The following is a 20,644-nucleotide window of genomic DNA, read 5'->3' as shown; positions in this document are numbered from 1 at the left end:
CGGCGGATCCCGCGCGTCCGGCACCAACGACAAGGCCGGCTCGATGTGGAACCTCATCCGCTGGGCCAGCCCACGCTCCATGAAGGAAACCTTCGCACCACCCACCGACTACCACTACCCGCACCAGAGATAACCGCGATACGGCGCCCGTCGACTGCCACCGTCGCCGGTCGCAGAAGGGGCCTGAGGCAACGCCACATGCGAATGGACGCCGGGACGGAGGTTCAGAATGGATGGCAGCAAGGAAGAGTCGTCGATCCGAGGGCTGGTCGCACAGACCGGGTGGGCGGCGAAACAGCACCGACGCTTGAACAATAACGACGAGTGTGACCACTGCGGTCAGCAGCTGGACGCGTGCGAGGGTTGCGGTCAGCGTAGGTGTCTGAACTGCGAGCCCTATCTGTCCGACGATTGCCGCTGGGCGCTGTAGTGCCCAAGGCCACACCGCCAGAGGCTGGCGAAACGCTTCTGGTCATTGGAGAGATTCCGGTCGCACGCAGGGTCCGCGCGACCCTAGCCGAGGATTGGCGCGTCGGCCGAGTGGCGAACTTGGTCACACCAACAGAAGCAGAACTGACTGCAGCCTGACGAAATCAGATGACCGCTGCCGCTGTCTTGATCCGCGATGACGTCGTCGCACTTAGCTATGGGCTAGCGCTGACGCACATTGCTCCCGAGCTGCGTCTGATCGCTTGGATCCATTGCCTGCCGACTGGTGCTGGCCGGTACTCGTAGAGAAGCACGGAATCGCGCAGTCGTTCCTCGAGGCGGCGGTGTCGTCGCCACCTGTGACCAGCTCGGACCGAAGCAGCGAGCGGCAGCGGTTGCCATGCTTGCGGCGATTGTTCTCACGGCCTTGCTTACTGCGGGTTGACGGACTGCTTGAGCCGCGGCTGTTAGGTCTCGTGTCCAGAGTTGTCGCACATAAAGGGCACCTGGTGGCCGTCGGCATGGGGCAGCTGGGGTGAGGCTCTGTGCGCATCTGAAAGCCCGCCAAGGATCGTCGTCGGTGTAGTACGCGACAGACACGCGCCACACCTACAGCTGTCCCAGCAACTCGGCGTACCAGTAGTCATTGGAGACGAAAATCTGCGCCGGCTACTCGGAAGCCTCAGACTTCACCGAACTCTTGCGCTGGCCGACGTGGGATCTGACGATCTCGACACACGGTCGTTGCCGGGCCAGGTGTCGTCCATCTTCGCTCACCCGCCGGAGTGTTCAAGCCTTCCAAGGTATCCAGCAAGGATGGCTGCCGACACCCTGCACGACGTGAGAGCTCGTCCCGCTCCCCCCGGGCGCCGTCGATGTTGCAGCAGTCGAACGCTATGCCCACGTGCAGGATGCAATCGACGACAGCTCCACTCCTGGGCATCCGAGCACGAGCCCCAACCCAGATTCGGCTCGTTGGGCGCCGCCATCCTCGAACCACAGGTCGTACCTGCCGACGCTGACGCGGTCATGCGGCGAGCTGAACCGGCGCGGGTTGCCATTTTGATGCACTCGGAGCTCTTGTCAATCGACCTAAGGCGTAATACCTTACGTATCATAACAGAACGTGACATGACAGTGAAGGGCGGTGACGGATTGTGACAGTAACTCTCAGCGACAGCCAGGTCCGTTCCGCGGTGTCGATGCCGGAGGCGATTGCCGCGGTCCGCCGCGGGTTTGTCGACCTTGCCAAAGGTGAGTTCGAGATGCCGAGCCGTATCTCGCTGCGCCAGGGGCGGTTTCTGGTGATGTCCGCACATCACCGGCCCACCGCCTCAGCGATCGTCAAGACGGTCAGCGTCAACTTTCATCGGGCACCGTCCATTGCGGGCAGTGTGGTCTGGTCCGAGACTGCGCATCCCCAGCAGCTGATCGCCGACGCCGCTGCGATCACCACACTCCGCACCGGAGCGGCTGTCGGAGTGGCAACTGATCTGCTCGCGCCGGCCGACGCTGGTGTGCTCACGATGATCGGGGCCGGTGCTCAAGCCCCTGACCAGATTCGAGCGGTGCACTCCGTACGGCCCCTGCGGCGGCTGACGGTGGTCGACGTTGATCCTGCCCGCGCCCAAGGGCTCATCCGCGTGCTCCGGCCAGAGATGCCGGAAACCGAACTACGTGTCGGCGTCGACCTGGCCACTGCTCTCGGCGACGTGGAAATCGTGTGCTGCGCCACAAACGCGGCGGAGCCGTTGTTCGAAGCATCTGCGCTCCCGGACAGCGTTCATGTGAATGCGATCGGCGCGTACAGGACGACGATGCGCGAGCTGCCCGACAAGTTGCTCAGGTCGAGCTCGGTCGTGGTCGACGATGTGCAGGCGGTACTCGAAGAATCCGGCGAGATCGTACACGCGATCTACACCAAGGCGATCACACCCGAGGCGCTGACCAGCCTCGGTACTGCGCTCGTCGAAGCCCGTGACCACGGTCCACGAACCGTCTTCAAGACCGTGGGGGTCGCGATGCAGGACTGGGCGATCACCAGCCTGCTCGCAAACAAGTTTCTTGGCTAATCAGCCTCGGGGGCACCACAGCACGCCGGCAGACCGAGCCAGTTGATGGGCACGCCGGCGGTGATCTCAAACGGAGCACGCCATGGACAGTGAAACTCACAGCGAGTCAGCCAGGCCCACGGATGGGCGGACAGGGCTACTGACTGCGCGACGCACCACGCCAAGACAGGCGTTGGCGGCTGGTGGTGTTGGCCACATGCTCGAATGGCTCGACTTCGGCATCTACGCCTATGTCGCGGCCATCCTGGCGAAGAACTTCTTCCCGACGAGCGATCCGACGACCGCACTTCTGGCATCGTTCGCGACGTTCGGTGTCGGCTTCGCCGCCCGCCCGGTGGGAGCCGTGGTCTTCGGCCGCCTCGGTGACGTGCGAGGTAGACGAATGGTTCTTCTGACCACCTTGACCTGCATGGCGGTCGGCACCTTCGGTATCGCCGCGCTGCCGACCTACGAGTCCATCGGCATCCTGGCTCCGATCCTGCTGGTCTGCTGTCGGCTGCTGCAGGGGTTCTCTGCAGGTGGCGAGGCGACGACCGCGACGGCGTACCTGGTCGAGTGGGCACCTGCGCACCGTCGTGGACTGTACGGGTCGTTCCTGCAGATCGGCAGCATCGCGGGCTTCCTCGGAGCAACACTGATCGTCGCGGCGGTCTCGACAGCTCTGGGCAAGTCGGCGATGCAGGACTGGGGCTGGCGGCTGCCGTTCGTCGTCGGTGGTGTGCTCATCGTCGTTGGCTACGTCCTGCGACGGAGGGCGGACGAGACTCCCGAGTTCACCGCCGCACAGGACGCCTCGCGTCGGGAAGACTCCAGGCCCGATGCGTCGACGGTTGTTCCGCCGACCTCCGGAACAGCAGTCACCAGGATTGCGCGGGCGTTTGCGCTCACCGCGTTTTGGTCGGTGTCGTTCTACTTCTTCCTGACCTACATGCCGACGTATCTCTCGCGCGAGTTCGGACTGGAAAGCACTGCAGCACTGTGGATCACGTCGGCCGCGATGCTGTGCCACGTCGTCCTCGTGCCCGTCGCGGCCTTGATGTCAGACAGGTTCGGCCGCAAGCCCTTGCTCATCGCTGGGTGCATCGGCTTCATTCTGCTGCCGATCCCCCTCTTCGCAGGACTGTCGGCTGACAGCCCACTGTTCGCGGTCTTCGCTGCCGTCTTCCTGGTCGGTGCCGTTCTCGCGCTGTACGGCGGCGCGGCGCCGGCCGCGCTCGCGGAGTACTTCCCGGTCGAGAGCCGCTCGACCGGGATGGCCATCGGGTACAACCTCGCCACTGTTGTCTTCGGGGGCTTCACCCCGTTCATCGCGACGTGGCTGATCGAGGCGACCGGCCAGGCGCTGGCGCCTGCCTACTACGTCGCGGTGGCAGCTGTCGGCGGACTCATTTTCGTTGCGCTGCAGCGGGAGACAGCGCCGCTGCGGGCCGGCGCCGCCGGGCCACTCGTGCAGCCGGCTCCTTCCCAGGGCGGCGAGACCCGATGACAACTGACGAGGCGGACACGCAAAGCATCGCGCGGCTCTTTCGCGACAGCGTCATCATCGACGGCTGCGCACCGGCGCTCATGCAAGACATGCGCACCTGGCGTCGCTACCGCGACGGGGCAGCGACGGCGATCCTCGCGACGGTCACCACGAGCGACGATCTCCCGGGCACGATCGAGCGACTGTCTGGTTTTCATCGACTGGTTCGTTCGAACCCCGATGAACTCATGATCGCCGAGTCTGTGGCCGACATCGAACAGGCGAAGCAGGACGGCAAGCTGGCGCTGGTGCTTCAGTTCCAGAACGGGCGACCATTGGGTCGCGACGCGGGGATGGTCGAGCTCTACCAACGTATGGGCGTCAGTGTCATTCAGCTCACCTACAACCATCGCAACAACCTCGGTGACGGCTGTATGGAGCCGGAGAACGCGGGGCTGTCGCAGTTCGGCCGGCAGGTCGTCCGCGAGATGAACCGCCACGGCGTGTTGGTCGACCTGTCGCACACCGGCGAGCGCACCAGCCTCGACGCGATCGAACACTCTGACAGTCCGGTTGTCTTCAGCCACGCCAACGCCAAGTCCGTCCACAACCACCCGCGCAACATCACCGACGAACAGATCTCGAAGGTCGCGGCCACGGGCGGTCTCGTCGGCGTCTGCGCCTTCCCTGCATTCATCACCGACAAGACAGACCGACCCAGCGTCGATGACGTGGTCGCCCACGTCGACCACGTCGTGCAGGTTGCGGGCATAGATCACGTCGGATTCGGAGTCGACTTCTTCTTCGACGAGGGCTACTGGCCGAACATCGAACTCGGCAACTGGTCGCCCGGTGACTGGCCCGAGCCACCGTGGCACTACCCGCTGGACGGTTCGAACGCTCTCGACCTCGCCCTGAAGCTCGCCGATCACGGCTACAGCCAAGCCGACATCGGCAAAGTCATGGGCCGGAATCTCCTGAGAGTCCTCGCCGAGGTCGCCCGCAACACCTGAGAAGTATCCACGCGCGCCACAGAACGGAAGCAGCTCTGCGGCCGCCGGACCAACACGCACGACAAGCTCGGGGCGAGAAGAGGAGTTCAACATGCCCGAAGTCCGATCCAACCAGCGCTTGGCCCCGCCGGGACGTCGCCGACGTCGTCGAATGACCCTCGCCGCGGCGGCCGCGGCCGCCCTGACGGCCGCCTCCTTCGTCGTCGCTGACACCGGAACAGCGATGGCAGGAACCGCACCAGAGATTCGCGTCCTCTCGAACCGAGCCGACCTGGTTTCCGGCGGCGACGCCTTGATCGAGGTTCAACCTCCCAAGCACATCGCGGCCGACCGCATCACAGTGTCCTTGAACGGGAAGGATGTGACGGCGAAGTTCGCCGTTCGGCCAACCGGCCGTTACCAGGCGCTCCTGACAGGGCTTCGCGATGGCCGCAACGAGGTGACCGCACGGGTATCGGGGGGCTCCCGCAATACCGGCGCGAAGCTCACCGTCACCAACCACTCGGATCAAGGCCCGATCTTCGCCGGCCCGCAGGTCCAACCCTGGATCTGCGAAACCGAGAAGTTCGGCCTCGGTCCCGCAAATGGTTCAGGCTGTGCCGCGCCGACACGCTACGACTACTTCTACAAATCCACTGAAACCAACAAGTTCGAACCTTACGACCTAAAGATGCCGCCAGCGAGCCAACTGGTAGCGTCGACCACCACCGACGAAGGTGTCACGGTGCCGTACATAGTGCGCCGCGAGCGCGGTGTCATGGATCGCGGCATCTACGACATCGCCGCCCTGTTCGATCCGGACGCGGCCTGGCAGCCATGGGCACCGCAGAAAGCATGGAACGGCAAACTGCTGGCCTTCTTCCATGCCGGCGCCTCGCTCTCGCACAAGCAGGGCGGACGAGCCGGAATTCCAGATGTGTTCAACGTGCAAAACCTGGGTGATCTGCCGTTGTCTCGTGGCTTCGCCGTCATGACATCTACACTCCTGTTCGGCGCTAACAGCATGAACGACATCGTGCAAGCCGAGGCCCTAACCATGATGAAGGAGCACTTCATCGAAGACTATGGCCCAGTCCGGTACACATTGAGCGTCGGCTGGTCCGGAGGATCGGTTCCGCAGTACACGATCGCGGACAACTACCCAGGCTTGCTGGACGGGATCGCCCCTTGGTGGAGCGCCCCAGATTGGTGGACATGGACCGCGCTCGACGTCAACGAATGCAGCCAGCTCGGCCACTACTTCGAGAAAGCCGATCCACGACTGTGGGCGAACCCAGCCGACAAAGCGGCTGTAGGTGGCGCACCGCCGGATGGGTCGTGGTGTGGACCCACGCACAGCCTCTCCGTCAGCACAGATAGGACCAACTTGGACCCGCGGTTTGGCTGTACCTCGTCGGACCCGGAGCCTGAATGGGTCTACAACCCCCAAACAAACACCCGCGGCACTCGCTGCACACTTCAGGACTATCTACGTGGGGTGTTCGCGCCACGCGCGTCGGACGGGTTCGCGATGCGACCCGTCGACAATGTCGGAGTGCAATACGGACTTACTCCACTACTGCGCGGGCAGATTTCAGCCGCTCAGTTTGTCGACCTGAACGCCAAAGTCGGCGGCACCGACATCGACAACAACTGGATTCCTGCTCGAACCAAGGCTGATCTGAGCGCACTTCATACTGCCTATCAAGCCGGCCGAATTGTCAGTGGCCGTCAGCTCGCAAAGGTGCCGATTTTCGATCTCGAATCTCCGGACGGGGTTGACATTCATGCAAAGGTGCGGCCAATGATGCTCCGTGATCGGCTCGTCGCCGCAAACGGCCATGCCAAGAACATGGTCCTCTGGGACGCCAACTCCTTCTCGGAGTGGACGACAATGGCGAGAGAAGCGTTCCTCACTCTCGACCAATGGGTAGCGGGAATCAAAGCCGACGTGAGCAACGCGCCGGTTGAGGTGAAGGTGCTTCGACACAAGCCAACCGAAGCGCGCGACACATGCTGGACGGACGGGAAACCCGGCGCCGAGTGCCGTCCGACTTACTCCAAGCCCCGGATCGTCGCAGGAGGACCTGTCGCCAACGACATCCTCAAGTGTCAACTGAAGCCCCTCGACTGGAAGGACTACGGCCCAATCAAATTCACCACCGAGCAGAAGCACATGCTGCGCACGGCCTTCCCCACAGGGGTTTGCGACTGGACAAAGCGCGGCGTCGGGCAACAGGAGCCGAAAGCCACGTGGCTGACCTTCATGAACGGAACCGGTGGCGACCCACTCGGCCCGCCACCGCGTTCCGAGCCAATCCGGCGGTAACGCAACTGCTCTTCATAGCGTCGGAGGCTGGCGGAGACTGCCGACAATGCATGTCGATGCCAGCCCCCGGCGCGCACGTCAGTCAAGGCAACTGGGCGGAAACGAGGTACCGCAATGACGAGTCTGGAAACCGCGATCGATCGGATCGACGTGTTCAGCTACGACCTGAGCTACGCACACGGGCGCTACGTCATGTCGAAGGACCGGGTGATCACAACGTTGCCCAGTACGGTCGTGCGGGTCCGCACCCGGGGCGGTCTGACCGGCTACGGCGAATCATGTCCCTTGGGTCCGGCGTACTTGCCCGGTTTTGCCGCCGGCGTCCGAGCGGTACTTGCCGAACTGGCGCCACAGTTGATTGGTCAGGATGCTCTCAACCTCTCCCGGCTGAACGCAACGATGGACATGGCCCTGAGTGGACACGACTACGCGAAGGCATCTCTCGACATCGCCTGCTGGGACATCCTCGGGCGATCTACCGGACTACCTGTGGCAACCCTGCTTGGGGGTGTTCACCAAGAGCGATTTCCGCTCTACATCGCAGTTCCCCACGGCGATCCGGCCGAGATGGCGGACTTTGTACGCATCCAGAGGGAAAACGGACTACGGCGCTTCCAGCTGAAGCTCGGTGGTCAGCCTGTCGACGACGCGGAGCGTGCTAGAGCCATCGTCGACGCCACCGGAGACGACGACCTCGTGATCGCGGACGCGAACGGTGGCTGGCGACTCCAGAGCGCCACCATCGCGGCGAGACTCCTGGAGCCGCTGCCGCGGCTGATCCTCGAGCAGCCGTGCCCAACCCTCGAAGAATGCCTCGCCGTTCGCCAACGGACCACCCTGCCAATGGTCCTCGACGAGTGCATCACCGACGTCCAGACCTTGATGCATGCATACAGCAACAATGGACTCGACGGGATGAACCTCAAGATCTCTCGCGTAGGTGGCCTGACCAAAGCCCGCCTTCTTCGTGACCTGGGGGCGACGCTCGGACTGCGGCTGACCATCGAGGACACGTGGGGCGGCGACCTCACGACCGCAGCGGTAAGCCATCTTGCCGCCAGCACTCCCCAAGATGCCCTGCTTCACGCTTCCTTCATGAACGACTGGACCACTGAACACATCGCCGAGTACCAGCCGCGCTCCGCTGACGGGTACGGGAACGTGCCGTCATCGCCAGGTCTCGGCGTCGAGGTAGACGAAGACATGCTCGGCGCACCTGTCTTCAGCGTGGTGGCGTCAGATGGATGTGGACCCTAGCCACGGATACTTGCTATGTCAGGTGTTATACTTAAGGTCTTGCCTCGTACGAGTCGTAGCAGGACTCCGGCGATGAGTCGTCAGTAAGAGAAGAGTGGGCGCATGACCGAGCAAGCGACGGACCTCAATCACGAGCTGGGTGGCGCGACGCTGAAGGCCTCCAGCCTGCGCGACCAGGCACTGCGGGTGCTCCGAGCCAGCATCATCTCCGGCGAGCTCCGCCCAGGCAGGCTCTATGCCCTCGGAACCATTGCCAAGCAGCTAGGGGTCTCCGTCACGCCTGTCCGCGAGGCGGTGCTCGACCTCGCGAAGGAAGGCCTGGTCGAACTCGCGCGCAACCGGGGATTCCAGGTGCGCGCGATGACCGAGCACGACCTCGACGAGATCGTCGAGCTCAGAAGGATGATCGAAGTCGCGGCTGTGCGCTCCATAGCAGAACGCAAGCTGCTGACCGAAGCCCGCGAACTTCGCGCACTGGCCGCAGCAAGCGAGACCTGCGTCGCATCAGGCGACTGGGTCGGCTTCCTGGACAACGACCGCGACTTCCACATGGGAATCCTCGCGCACCTCGGCAACCAGCGGCTCCTCGACCTCGTCGGCATCTTCCGCGATCAAAGCCGTCTCTACGGCCTGGATCGAGTTGCAGGCACTGACATCCTCATGCAGTCGACCCGTGAACACGACTCCCTCCTCGACGCCGTTCTCGAGGGCCGCGGCGACGACGCCGCAAATATCATGGACACCCACCTCCGACACGCACGAGGCATCTGGGCCGGCCGAGCCGAAGACCAGGCCGTGGAGCGGTCGCAGTAGGACTTCCATCCAGTGGTCGGGGCAGACACTGGCAGCGTACGCTCAATGTCGTCGGCTGCATCGTGGCGGCGCAACGATCCTCTCCGCACCCCAAGATCCCAAGTCGCCACAACCTAGGTACGGACGTCGGCTCCGTTGGCGGAGCTGCGTGCCGAACAGGCAGGTGCGACGAGATGACGATCGCCGTGCCGCACGCGGGGGCCCTGTTGTCGTTGCTCAACGCAACGACAACAGAGGCCCGGACCGCAGTCGGCCCCACGCGGTCTCGGTGGCGGCCTGGCCGAGGACCAGTGGACGTTGAGGACTTCGCCGCACTGCTCGCGGACGGCATACAGCTGATCGGAACGTCCTCCAGGGCCCCAACCAGCCTCCCTGCTGCATCATGAGTGGCGGAAGATCATGCGTCAGCGCAGCGGCTCCGATTCGGGTGTCGATCGCTGCTCTGCTGGGCTGGAACTGGGCGGTGAGATTTCCTCGAGCGTCTTGCCCTGCGTCGGGAGTCCGAGCGTCATCACTGTAATCACGCATACTGCCAGCACGGCGGCAGTGAGGATAAACACGGAGCCAAATCCGTGCACCGCGGCGGCGGTGAATGCGAAGGGCGCGGCGATCCCGCCGACGCGGCCGAAGGCAGAGGCTGCGCCCTGGCCGGTTGTGCGGATCTCAGTCGGGTACACCTCCGGCGTGTAGGTGTAGAGCACTGCGTACGTGCCGGTCATGAACAGTGAGAGTGCGGCGCCGCAGGCGATGATCTGCCAGTTCGTCTGGGCCTGAGACAGGAGGACTGCGCTGGCTGTTGCCCCGACTAGGTAGAGCGCGATGACGCGTTTGCGATCGAGAGCATCGGATAGGAATGCCGCGCTGAAATAGCCTGGAATCTGCGCGATATAGATGTAGATGGCAAAAGTGAAGCTCTTGGTGATGGTTAGGCCCTGGTCGGCCAGTAGTTTGGGCATCATGGTGAAGAAGCCGTAGTACGCGAAGGTGATGGCGAACCAGCTAACCCAGGTGACGGTCGTGCGTCGCACGAACCGCGGTGTCCATAATGTTGCCAGCTTCGCCCCGATGGATCTTCTCGCGAGCTCGACGTCTACGGGATGGTAGGTCGAGTCGGAGGCCGGCAGAGGAGGCAGGTCTCTTCCGGTGTCAGCACGTACCGCCGCCTCGAAGGCGCTGACGATCCTGTTGGCTTCGTCTTCACGGCCCTTCGCGAGCAGATACCGAGGCGACTCGGGTAGCGCCCGACGCCACCAGATCACCATGACGATCGGCACAACCAGTATCAATTGCACGACGCGCCACCCGTCGGGGCCAGTAGGAATGACAATCCTGCTGAGGACCGCGCAGAGGACGTAGCCGAAGGCGAAGAACCCGGCCACAGACCCGATGAAGCGGCCACGGTATCGCCCTGGCACAAACTCGGCCAGGTAGGGCGCGATGATGGCGCTTTCTGCTCCGATGCCAACACCGGCGAGAACTCTGAACGCAAACAGGGCCTCGAAGTTCGGGCTGAAGGCTGCCGCGGCGGTCATGAGGGTGTAGACGATGAGGGATCCGATCATCACCTTCTTCCGACCGAACCGGTCGCCGAGCACACCGGCGGCCAGCGCTCCGAACAAATATCCTACAAGTAGGGAACTGGCAAGAAGAGATACCTCGCCTGAGTTGAGGCCCCACTGCTTCGAGACAACCGGGAGAATGAAGGCGATCACGGCCGCGTCGGCGGCGTCGAATGTGTATCCGAGTCCGCCGATGACGAGCAGTTTCCTGTGTGGCCGGCCCATGGGCAGGCGCTCCAGGCGCGCGATGTGGTTCACGATTCAGCCCTCGTAGGAGTAGGTGTCGAGATTTCGTCTGCGGCGGACACGATGCGGCCGCCGAGCAGCACATAGTGCAGGCGGCTGCGTTCTTGGAGAACGGTGATGTCGGTGAGTGGATCACCGTCTACGATCAAGACATCGGCGAGCCGGCCAGGTTGTAGAGTTCCGAGATCCTCAGCGCGGCCGAGGATCTGAGCGTTGGTCCGGGTGCTGGCTACCAGTGCACCCATCGGGCCGAGCACACGCGCCTTGAGTTCGAGTTCCAGCGCCTTGCTCGATTGATGTGCCCCAAGGACATCAGAGCCAGATCCGATCGGAACCTTGTGCGCGAGCAGGATCTTCAGTCCCTCGTATGCATCCGCAAGCACTCTCCTGACCTTTTCGACCTGGTCGGCAGGCATGCCCTGATCGGTGCCGTCGTTCGCCAGCAGTTCGTACGTGGCTATCGTCGGCACCGCGTACGTGCCAGCCTTGGCCATTGCGGCTGCTGCGGATTCATCCACGCAATTGACATGTTCAATGGAGCGGACTCCTGCCTTGACGCAGTTCTTGATGGCGTCGGGATTGTAGGCGTGAGCCATGACATAGGTCTGCCGGGCGCGAGCCTCATACACGACTGCCTCGAGTTCCTCGACGGTGAACTGCGTGTGCGATACATCGTCATTCGGCGACGCACATCCGCCTCCGGCCATGACCTTGATCTGGTCGGCGCCGCGTCGGAGCACCTCACGAGCCGCCCACCGACACGCGTCAACGCCGTCCACGACGTGGCCTAGATGAACCAGTCCATCGGTTGGTCTCTGCGGAAGATGATCGTCCCGGGGACGGAAGTCGCTGTGCCCACCTGTCTGGCTGAGCGGGCCGGTGGAGAGGAACAATCTCGGCGATGGCACCAAACCCGCTGTCGCAGCGTGCCTGAATCCATAGTCCGTGAAGCCAGCGTCTCTGACTGACGTGAATCCGGAGCGCAGCGTCTCGGTCATGTTGCGGAACGTTTGCGCCGCGAGCACCGGTTTGGGATGCCGGTCCAGGAGGTGGATCATGTCGACGGCGGCCAGGTGCACATGACAATCGATGAGCCCTGGCATCACCGTTCTGCCGGCACAATCGATCACTGGGTCGCTGCCCACCGTGACGGGGCCCACGCCAACTTCTGCGATCCGATCGTGTGCTATCCGCAACCACGCGCCGTCGACCGGATCACTGCCGGTGCCATCCAACAGCCGCGCATTCAGCAACCAGAGGCTCGTCATGAGAATCCTTGGAGTTCGGGTACATTACCTGGCCCTCCGTGGGAGCAGGTGTGATCCGGACCCTAGACGCGCAACCGAGACCCCAACCATCGACGATCGCTCCAAGTCGCTGCGCAGCGATTGAACAGGTGCATAATTCGTTGGTGCATGGGATAACGGCCGGATGGATCAGTCCGGCCAGCTAGCCTGGAGACGCATGATCTGGAGACCGAGATGCAGCGTGAGGCGGTCGAACCCGCTCTCGAGCGACAGGCCGGAGAGATTCTCGGCCTTACGCAGTCTGTAGTACAGCGTGCCGCGGTGGACGCTCAATGCAGCTGAGGCTGACTTGACGTCACATCCCGTATCGAGGAAGACCTCGACCGTACGCAACAGGTCAGGGTCACCCACTTCGGCGAGTTGCCGTACACGCGGATCAACCGCTTCTACCAGCGATTGGTCGCCCGGGATCATGGTCAATGCTCGGAAGGCGCCAAGCAGTCGCCACTCTGCGACTGGACCCAACTGCGGCACTGCCGCAGCGACTCGTGCGGCTCGTTCCGCCTGCTCGTAGGACCGAGCCGCATCGGTGAGTTTGGGCACGGAGTCACCGATGCCGGCCACCAGCGCGAACGCCTGCGACGTAACTGACCCTGAGACCGACCGAAGAAGACTGTCGATCGCTGATCGAAGTCCTGAGGCCGACTCGCCCGAGACCGGCTCCAGCAGCACGGCGTGGTCGCCGGCCCAGCAGCGCAGCATGTGATGAGGAGCAGATCGCAGACCGACCTGAAGGCGATGAGTCACACTCTCGGAGAGCTGACCGTACCGGCCACGCACAACGGCTACTGCGACTGTGTTGCCTAGCGCAACTCTGCCGCGGTTGGCCAAGTCCTCGGATGCCACCCGACGTAGTTCCGGTCTGTGGCTGAGCAGATCGAGCAACATCTCTGTTTCGAGTTGCCGACTGCTCTCCTCTTGACGGAGGAGTACTCCGATCCGGTCCGCAATCACCACGATCTCGTCGAGATGAGACTCGTCGAGGGTCTGCGCATCGTCGATGAGCCACAGATAGCCGTACGTCGTTCCCCCGCAACCCACGGGGATGACGACACGGCTCATGATGCCCCGCTCGACATCGGACGGCATCCGCATCGGCCCTGTCGCCGCTCGAAGACCGCGCTGCTCGAACCACATGCGCACCTCCGCCGACGTTGTCCGATGCAATAAGGAGTCCGTCGGATCCAGTCGATCTCTCCGTCCTGAGGGCCGAACACGATCGAGTCCAGCCGCGCATCCGTGAGCGATGTCGGAGCCGACAACCGGCGGCCTACCTCTTCAACGAGTGACTCGATCTCGGATCTCATGTCGCCCTCCACATGTCTCGGATCAAATGATGATGCTCCATGTGCCCTCCCGCGAGAGAGGCGCTGGGGATTGGCGCTCCGCTTCAAGGGCTTCCGCGACAGGTACGAGGCGCTGCCCGGATCACGGCCCGGCATCGTCGGGAGGCTGCCGGCGAGACTTTGCCAGTTCAGACAGAGCACCTTCCGGAGATCATCGCCAGGCTCGGCAGCGGCGCACAAGGCGACAGGCCGCGCTCCAATCCTGGCGAAGTTGCCTGAGCCATCAGGGGACTCGAGCGTCTGCCCTTATGGTCCGCACAGGCGGACCATAAGGCTGCGATGCGTGATCCAGCTGGCCGATGTGCGTAATCGCCTCGAAGGACGAGTCTCGATCCATGCGAAATCGGGCATGGTGCGCCATCCCTTGGCGATAGGCACCCGTTGGACAGGTGTTGAACGAGTAGCAAACGGACCTTAACACCTGGCGATAGTTGCGATCCCCCGCGGGCGAATACGTTCTGCCAAAGCGCGTTTCTAACGGACCCGAGCTCCGGCAACGCCCAAGGAGAAGCCATGAACCGAACCAACGTCCACATCAGACGTCGCCGCCGCGCCGCGGTGGCGACTGTCCTCGCGGTGGCGACAACATTCGCCATCGCGCCCAACGGGCAAGCTGCGGGAGATCCGTCTCGGTCCAGCAGAGGCGAGGTGCGCATCGAGGTCCTCTCGAATCGAGCAGATCTGGTCTCGGGCGGCGACGCGCTCGTGGAGGTCGATGCTCCTTGGCGCAGCGACACCAGGACCGTGAGGGTCTCGCTGAACGGCCGGGACATCACTGAACTGTTCGACCGTCGCCCGAACGGGCGCTACCAAGGCCTCGTCACGGGGCTGCGCGGCGGCTCCAACAAACTCACCGTTCGAGAAAAGGGGACGGGCCGTGGACACGGCGCGCAACTCACGATCACGAACCATTCGCAGCAGGGCCCGATCTTCGCCGGAAAGCAGGTTGAACCCTGGGTCTGCGAGACGGAGCAGTTCGGCCTTGGGCCAGCCACCGGGCCGGCCTGCGCTGCCGCCACCCGCTACGACTTCTTCTACAAGGCTGCCGGCACCAACAGCTTCGAGACCTACGATCCGGCTTCGCCTCCGGCCCGGGCGCGGGTGGCCACGACGACAACTGATGAGGGCAAGACGGTGCCCTATGTCGTGCGCCGCGAACGCGGTGTCATCGATCGCGGCATCTACGACGTCGCCGTACTCTTCGACCCGGACGAGGCGTGGCAGCCATGGGCACCACAGCGTGCCTGGAACCGCAAACTGCACTGGCTGTTCGGTGGTTCCTCCGCGCCGGGCCACAGACAGGGTGGCATAGCAGGAGTACCCAACGTCCTGAACGATCTATTGCTGTCGCGGGGACATGCAGTTGCCTCCTCATCTCTGACTGTAGGCGCCAACAACGTCAACGACGTCGTTATGGCGGAGGCGGTCATGATGGTCAAGGAGCACGTGATCGAAACCTACGGCCCAGTGCGTCATACAACGAGCAGCGGCGCATCGGGAGGTGGGGCCGCGCAATATGGAATCGCTGACAATTACCCGGGGCTGCTCGATGGTCTCATTCCGGAGATGGCCGTCCCCGATATGTGGAGCTGGGGGCCCTTTGAACTAGCCGACTGTGATCAATTAGGCAACTACTTCAACAAGATCTCGCCGCAGCTGTGGGCAGATGCAGACGACCGGGCAGCAGTGAGCGGCACGTACCCGGGCGCAGCCTGCCAGACCTGGGGCTCTGTCGGAAACGGATGGTTCAACCCGACTGTTGGATGTACTTTCATGAACCCGGAGCCAGACTGGGTCTATAGTCCACAGACAAACCCTACTGGCGTTCGATGCACAAATCAGGACTACATGACTAACGTGTTCGGAAACCGGACCTCCGACGGATTCGCTAATCGAGCACTTGACAATGTAGGCCTGCAGTATGGACTCGAGACGCTGCTGCGCGGCGAGATCTCACCCGACCAATTCGTCGATCTGAATGTCAAGATCGGCGGCAGAGACATCGATTACAACTGGATTCCGCAGCGAACCCGGGCTGACGACAAGGCACTACAAGCGGTGTACCGGTCAGGGCGGATTACGTACGGACGGCAGCTCGCGCAGGTGCCGATCATGGATATCCGCCGATTTGACGCTAGCGACGTCCATGCCAAGGTACATAGTCAGATGGAGCGCGAACGTCTGATCGCCGCCAACGGCACGGCCGCGAACCTCGTTTCGTGGGCACAGAATGAGGCCGACCCGGCGCTGTATCGACAGCTGTTTGCCACCGCCCTTACCACGCTCGATGAATGGCTTGCAGGAGTCAAACGCGACACCAGCCAAGCTCCGCTGGAGATCAAGGTGCTCAGGCACAAGCCGGCGAAGGCCAAGAGCACGTGTTGGGAGGGCGGCAAACCATCGGCTCATTGCCTGCCGACCTACCAAATGCCACGGATGGTTGCCGGCGGACCGTTGGCCAACGACATCGTGAAATGCCAACTCACGCCCATTGACTGGGATGCCTACGGTTCAGTGAAGTTCACTGAGGGGCAGAAGCAGCAGTTGCGCCTCGCATTCCCCAGTGGTGTCTGCGACTGGACCAAGCCTGGGGTCGGACAGCAGCGACCCATCGGTGTATGGCAGACGTTTACTGGCACCACTGGCGGGCGACCATTGGCAGACCCACCACAATCCAGCCCGACAAAGCCCCTCGGCTGACGGTTCTCACAACCCAGGCAGGGCTGCGGACCTGGCCTCGGCGCCCGACTCGCCGAGGCCAGGTGCCGCCCCGCGGGCGGCCGCCGATGCAATCGAAGAACGCGTCGATCGCCTCGATGCCGGGCGCTGCCGACGCTTCGACGCTGCCTTGCGGTGAAGGCCGAGGATCGTTGACCTCACTCGAGCTCCTGAGGACCTTGTCGAAGATTCACCGACGTCTCGACACTGGCGACACAAGGTAACCGGGCTCACCCTGCCGCCTGGGACCTCAGAACACCGCCTCGCCAGGATTGAGTCGCATGAGTCACCTCCGCGGTACCCGACTGCGTTAGTCTTCGAGGGTGGCCGTGTAGCCGTTGTGGAGTGCTTGTTCGACTCGTTCGTCGAGGGCGTGCGCGAGGTTCTCCGCTCGGCGCGGGCCGTCCCATCGCAGTCGGATGATGCATTGCTCGGTCATCGCGGTCGCGGATCGGTCCAGGTCGTCGACAATGTCCAGCATGGCGTCGAAAATCACGGGTTCCATCACGTTGAGCTCGAGTTCACCTGCGGCGACGGCGTACCCCACCGTGTGCGCCGCACCGCGGATCCGGTAGCTCAACTGCATCGCGTACTCGGGCACGATGGGATTGACCTTCGCCGGCATGATGGACGAGCCGGCCTGCAGCTCTGGCAGGGTAATTTCGGCGAAGCCACCGCGCGGACCCGACGACCGCAGCCGCAGGTCGGCGGCGATCCGTGCGATGGTCATCGACACCCGGGCCGATGCATCGGCGACGGCGGCGTACGGGTCAAGATGCGCCAACGCGTCGTACGGATCCGGCGTCGGCGTCAGATCCTGCCGAGCCAGTGTGGACACCGTGGCAACGGCTCGCTCCGCAAAGCCGGCCGGTGCGCCGACACCGGTGCCGAGCACGGTTGCGCCGAGCGGTACTGCTCGCAGCGCATCGATGGCGGTTGTGAGTTCAGCTGCGCCACGGAGAATCGCACGTGATTGCGCTGCCAGTGTCTTGTCGGCGGTCAGCCTGACCGCGTCCTGTACGCAGGTGCGTCCCAGGTACGGCGTACCGGCGTACTCGGCAGCCTTCGACATCAGGGCGTCGGCGAGCTCGTGCAGAGCCTCCGAAGGACGGATAGCCAGGGTAAGGATCGTCATAGCCATTGCCATCGGGTAGGTGTCGTTGCTCGACTGCGAAGCGTTGACGTGGTCGTTGGGGTGCACCCGCAGACCGGCCAACTCGGTGGCGCGCGCGGCGATCACCTCGTTGAGGTTCATGTTCGCCGTCGTGCCGCCTCCGCCGACAAGCAACGCTGTCGGGAACTGGTCACTGTGGAGGCCGGCGACGATTTCGTCGCAGGCCGTTGCGATGGCAGCGCAACGCGGCTCGTCGACGACGTCCAGGGTCTGGTTGGTGATCGCTGCCGCCTTCTTGACCAGCGCGTACGAACGGACGAACGCCGGTACGTCGCCGAGTCGGCGCCTTCCATCGTCGAAGTTCTCCAGCGACAGACGGGTCTGGGTGCCGAACAGCATTCTCGAACTCCCTCCCGCCAGCCGACGTCAACGCACACTAGACAGCTCGTGCGACGAGCGGGAGCATTCGTTGCTGTCAACGCATCAATCCATGTCTGGCTGGCTGAATTGTTGCGATGATTGCAACGAGATGGAGTGCAGATGACGACATCAACGACAGGCCGGGTGGCGGAGGGGTCACCTACTCGTGCAGCAGTCCCGGTCATGCATCGCCCACCGCCTTCAGCAGTCGCTCTGCCCGCTGGGTGAGGGCCGCCAGATCGCCGCCGGAGCCGGCGTCGGCAAGCAAGGTCGAACCGATACCGGCAGCCAGGGCTCCCGCTCGCAGGTACTGCGGCGCCGATTCGGCATCGACACCGCCGACCGCGATGAAAGACGCCCCTGGCAGCGGCGCTCGGAGTTCGGCCAGGTAGCTGGGTCCCAACAGCCTGGCAGGAAAGATCTTGACCGCGACGGCGCCGAGGTCGAGTGCTGCGATCACCTCGGTCGGCGTGAGAGCCCCGCACAGCAGCGGCACACCGTGGTCGACAATTCGGCGGGCGCCCTTGGTAATCCCAGGAGTGACAGCGAAGGCTGCCCCTGCGGCCGCGACTTCGTCTGCCTCTTCCGTGGTCATCACCGTGCCGGCGCCAAGCAGAACCTCCGGCCCGAACTCGCTCTGTGCCGCCTTGATCGCTGTGATACCGCCCGGGGTGGTGAGCGATATCTCCAGGGCGGTCACGCCTGCCGCGACGAGAGTACGGAGACAGGACAGTGCCAATTCGGGCCCATCAGCCCTGATGATCGCAAGTACCCGTTGTTGGCCAAGTGCTTCCAGCAAATCCACCTCAGTCCTTCCCACGGTTCGGCGACGCCGTCAACGACGACCCAGAATGGTGGCGCTCCCAAGCGACCCGTCCGGCGAAAATAGTGGCACATCTCCGCCAGGACAGGTCGCCGGAGCAACGTCCTTACGTGAGGGCATAACCTAGGAGGAGCTCGTTGGTGTGACCCTCACAGCTGGAAGATTGCGAGACAAACCGATCGTTGTTCGACCTCCGGCACCGATACAGCGCGATGTTGGGTGCAGCCGGCGGACTGGTATAGATCCAGCCTTCGGTGTTGAGAATTGCGTTGTCCAGGCCCTCACAGCTCGGGTCTGTGGCGACAAATTGGTCCCAACCTCCGACTTGGCAGCTATACAAGGCCCGGGTGCCGGGCTGGCTGGTCGACTGCAGGTACCACGCACTGCCTTCCAGGTTGTATCCGGCCGAGGGCGGCACGATGCTGACCCAATGATCTGTCCCATTGAAGTAGCGCTTGAAGTTGACCTTTTCTGCAGCTATTCCGGTGGTACAGATGACCCTCCTTCGGAGGAATTTTGCTGTTGCCCAGCCTTCCCCTTCGACAACGTGGTTGTAGTAGAGCCAGAACGATCGAAGCGGTTTGTCAGGATGCGTCCCGGTCGTCCCGACGATCGTGGGATACATGTTCCGGTGGCCAGGATCACGAAATAGTGGAACGCGTGGGGCCCAGTCGATCCCGTTTGTCGACGCCGCGATCGACATCTCCTCCCAGACGCTGGCTGCGTTCTGCTGCGGAGTGACCAACAGGTAGGCGTTGAGCATGTCGCTACGGGCGACATTCGGATGTTGCGTTGGCCTGCCGACGTCGATGTCGGTCGAAGCACCTCCGAGTCCGGGCGCGGTCCATGCCCCGTTGAGGTACTTCGACCAGGCGGTGACCTGACCTGCCTGGGCGGCGGAGATGACCGCACTGACCGGTGCACGGGCAACGGACGATGACGTTCTCCTGATCTGTCCCGAAACCCAGAGGAGGTCGATGTAGTGCAAATAAAAGTAGTCGACCCCACCGACATTGACTATCGTGCCGAGCGAACCCCCGATGGGGTGGCCACGGCCGGCCGCATCGGCCTCCTCGTAGGTGACCTGTGGTCGAATGATGGCGCCGAGATCCGTGACTGTATTGGTCGACTCGTCCACGCGGCCAAGGTGGAGCTCGCTCCAGAACGAACTGCCGACACTGAGGTTCCGCTCCTCGTGCAGCAATTGAATTACCGTTCCGGTCGCCGGATCTTCGTAGACCTCCTTACCGCCGATATATGTGAACTCGCTGCCCGTGTTGAGGACGGTGTGCCGGTTAACGCCACCTCTCACCGGGTTTTCGAGCGTGCCCTCTGTCACAGTCGGGCGCTGCCGCAAAGCACCTGTCCCCCCGAGCGCGTCAATGGCGAAGAACCGATAGGTTCCGTCCGCGTTGGGCAGCACCCCCATGGTTCCATCGGGCCAGGCCTGCAGATCCAGCGATTGCCGAGTCGCCGCCGATACGACCTCCTCAGGCGGACCGGTCCAGACCCCCTTGCAGTTACCCGTGTCGGCTGCGAACGCGGGTTCGAGTTGATTGGACGTTGTGAAGGTGACTGTGGCCAGCGCCATGATGCAGGCAGTCATGCCACCGATCCATCTGACCCGGCGCCTATGGGCGTGCTCGCCAACATTCGTACTCAACGATGTCCTCCTGTTCGTGGGCAGGGCGGTGCTTCGAACCGGTTTGACACGTGCAAACTCGTGCTCGGTGCGCGAAGGATGCTCGACGGCG

13 protein-coding genes are annotated in these 20,644 nt (G+C 63.3%); 7 read left to right on the top strand and 6 right to left on the bottom strand.

Annotation, left to right across the window (positions count from 1 at the left end; translation table 11 throughout):
• Window positions 1-1,586: 1,586 nt before the first annotated feature.
• The 6 genes from E1218_RS12265 (at window position 1,587) to E1218_RS12240 (ending at window position 9,357) form a co-directional block, all read left to right on the top strand.
• The gene (locus E1218_RS12265) at window positions 1,587-2,501 is read left to right on the top strand and encodes an ornithine cyclodeaminase family protein (RefSeq protein ID WP_233712186.1); all 915 of its coding nucleotides are present in this window, start codon (window positions 1,587-1,589) and stop codon (window positions 2,499-2,501) included.
• 196 nt (window positions 2,502-2,697) lie between these two features.
• On the top strand, window positions 2,698-3,987 hold the full coding sequence (locus E1218_RS12260; RefSeq protein ID WP_165949240.1) for an MFS transporter: 1,290 nt from the start codon (window positions 2,698-2,700) through the stop codon (window positions 3,985-3,987).
• A complete protein-coding gene (locus E1218_RS12255) occupies window positions 3,984-4,979 on the top strand; it encodes a membrane dipeptidase (RefSeq protein WP_132319417.1) in 996 nt (331 codons plus the stop codon). The genes E1218_RS12260 and E1218_RS12255 overlap by 4 nt, the downstream gene beginning before the upstream one ends.
• 151 nt (window positions 4,980-5,130) lie before the next feature.
• Window positions 5,131-7,287: a DUF6351 family protein gene (locus E1218_RS12250; protein ID WP_202865948.1), complete on the top strand. Its 2,157-nt coding sequence runs from the start codon at window positions 5,131-5,133 to the stop codon at window positions 7,285-7,287.
• Window positions 7,288-7,401: 114 nt separating this feature from the next.
• The gene (locus E1218_RS12245; protein ID WP_132319415.1) at window positions 7,402-8,544 is read left to right on the top strand and encodes a mandelate racemase/muconate lactonizing enzyme family protein; all 1,143 of its coding nucleotides are present in this window, start codon (window positions 7,402-7,404) and stop codon (window positions 8,542-8,544) included.
• A 102-nt stretch (window positions 8,545-8,646) separates the two neighbouring features.
• On the top strand, window positions 8,647-9,357 hold the full coding sequence (locus tag E1218_RS12240) for a GntR family transcriptional regulator (RefSeq protein WP_132319413.1): 711 nt from the start codon (window positions 8,647-8,649) through the stop codon (window positions 9,355-9,357).
• A gap of 404 nt (window positions 9,358-9,761) precedes the next feature.
• Here E1218_RS12240 and E1218_RS12235 read toward each other — a convergent pair whose 3' ends face one another.
• The 3 genes from E1218_RS12235 to E1218_RS12225 all read right to left on the bottom strand — a co-directional run bounded on the left by E1218_RS12235 (window position 9,762) and on the right by E1218_RS12225 (window position 13,606).
• Entirely contained in the window at window positions 9,762-11,174 is a 1,413-nt protein-coding gene (locus tag E1218_RS12235) for an MFS transporter (protein WP_132319411.1), read from the bottom strand.
• On the bottom strand, window positions 11,171-12,430 hold the full coding sequence (locus E1218_RS12230; RefSeq protein WP_132319409.1) for a metal-dependent hydrolase family protein: 1,260 nt from the start codon (window positions 12,428-12,430) through the stop codon (window positions 11,171-11,173). The genes E1218_RS12235 and E1218_RS12230 overlap by 4 nt, the downstream gene beginning before the upstream one ends.
• Window positions 12,431-12,598: 168 nt before the next feature.
• Window positions 12,599-13,606: a PucR family transcriptional regulator gene (locus E1218_RS12225; RefSeq protein ID WP_132319407.1), complete on the bottom strand. Its 1,008-nt coding sequence runs from the start codon at window positions 13,604-13,606 to the stop codon at window positions 12,599-12,601.
• Window positions 13,607-14,328: 722 nt separating this feature from the next.
• Here E1218_RS12225 and E1218_RS12220 point away from each other — a divergent pair.
• Entirely contained in the window at window positions 14,329-16,515 is a 2,187-nt protein-coding gene (locus E1218_RS12220; protein ID WP_202865946.1) for a DUF6351 family protein, read from the top strand.
• A 328-nt stretch (window positions 16,516-16,843) separates the two neighbouring features.
• On the opposite strand, the gene E1218_RS12215 is transcribed toward E1218_RS12220, so the two are convergent.
• The 3 genes from E1218_RS12215 to E1218_RS12205 form a co-directional block, all read right to left on the bottom strand.
• Window positions 16,844-18,046, bottom strand: coding sequence for a lyase family protein (locus E1218_RS12215; RefSeq protein WP_132319405.1), 1,203 nt, complete (start codon window positions 18,044-18,046; stop codon window positions 16,844-16,846).
• Window positions 18,047-18,248: 202 nt separating this feature from the next.
• Entirely contained in the window at window positions 18,249-18,872 is a 624-nt protein-coding gene (locus E1218_RS12210) for a bifunctional 4-hydroxy-2-oxoglutarate aldolase/2-dehydro-3-deoxy-phosphogluconate aldolase (protein ID WP_132319403.1), read from the bottom strand.
• 124 nt (window positions 18,873-18,996) lie between these two features.
• Window positions 18,997-20,496, bottom strand: coding sequence for a hypothetical protein (locus E1218_RS12205; RefSeq protein WP_132319401.1), 1,500 nt, complete (start codon window positions 20,494-20,496; stop codon window positions 18,997-18,999).
• Between the last annotated feature and the right edge of the window lie 148 nt (window positions 20,497-20,644).

Source organism: Kribbella turkmenica (genome assembly GCF_004348725.1).
In the GTDB taxonomy this organism is placed as follows: domain Bacteria; phylum Actinomycetota; class Actinomycetes; order Propionibacteriales; family Kribbellaceae; genus Kribbella; species Kribbella turkmenica.
This window is presented reverse-complemented; position numbering and strand designations above follow the sequence as displayed.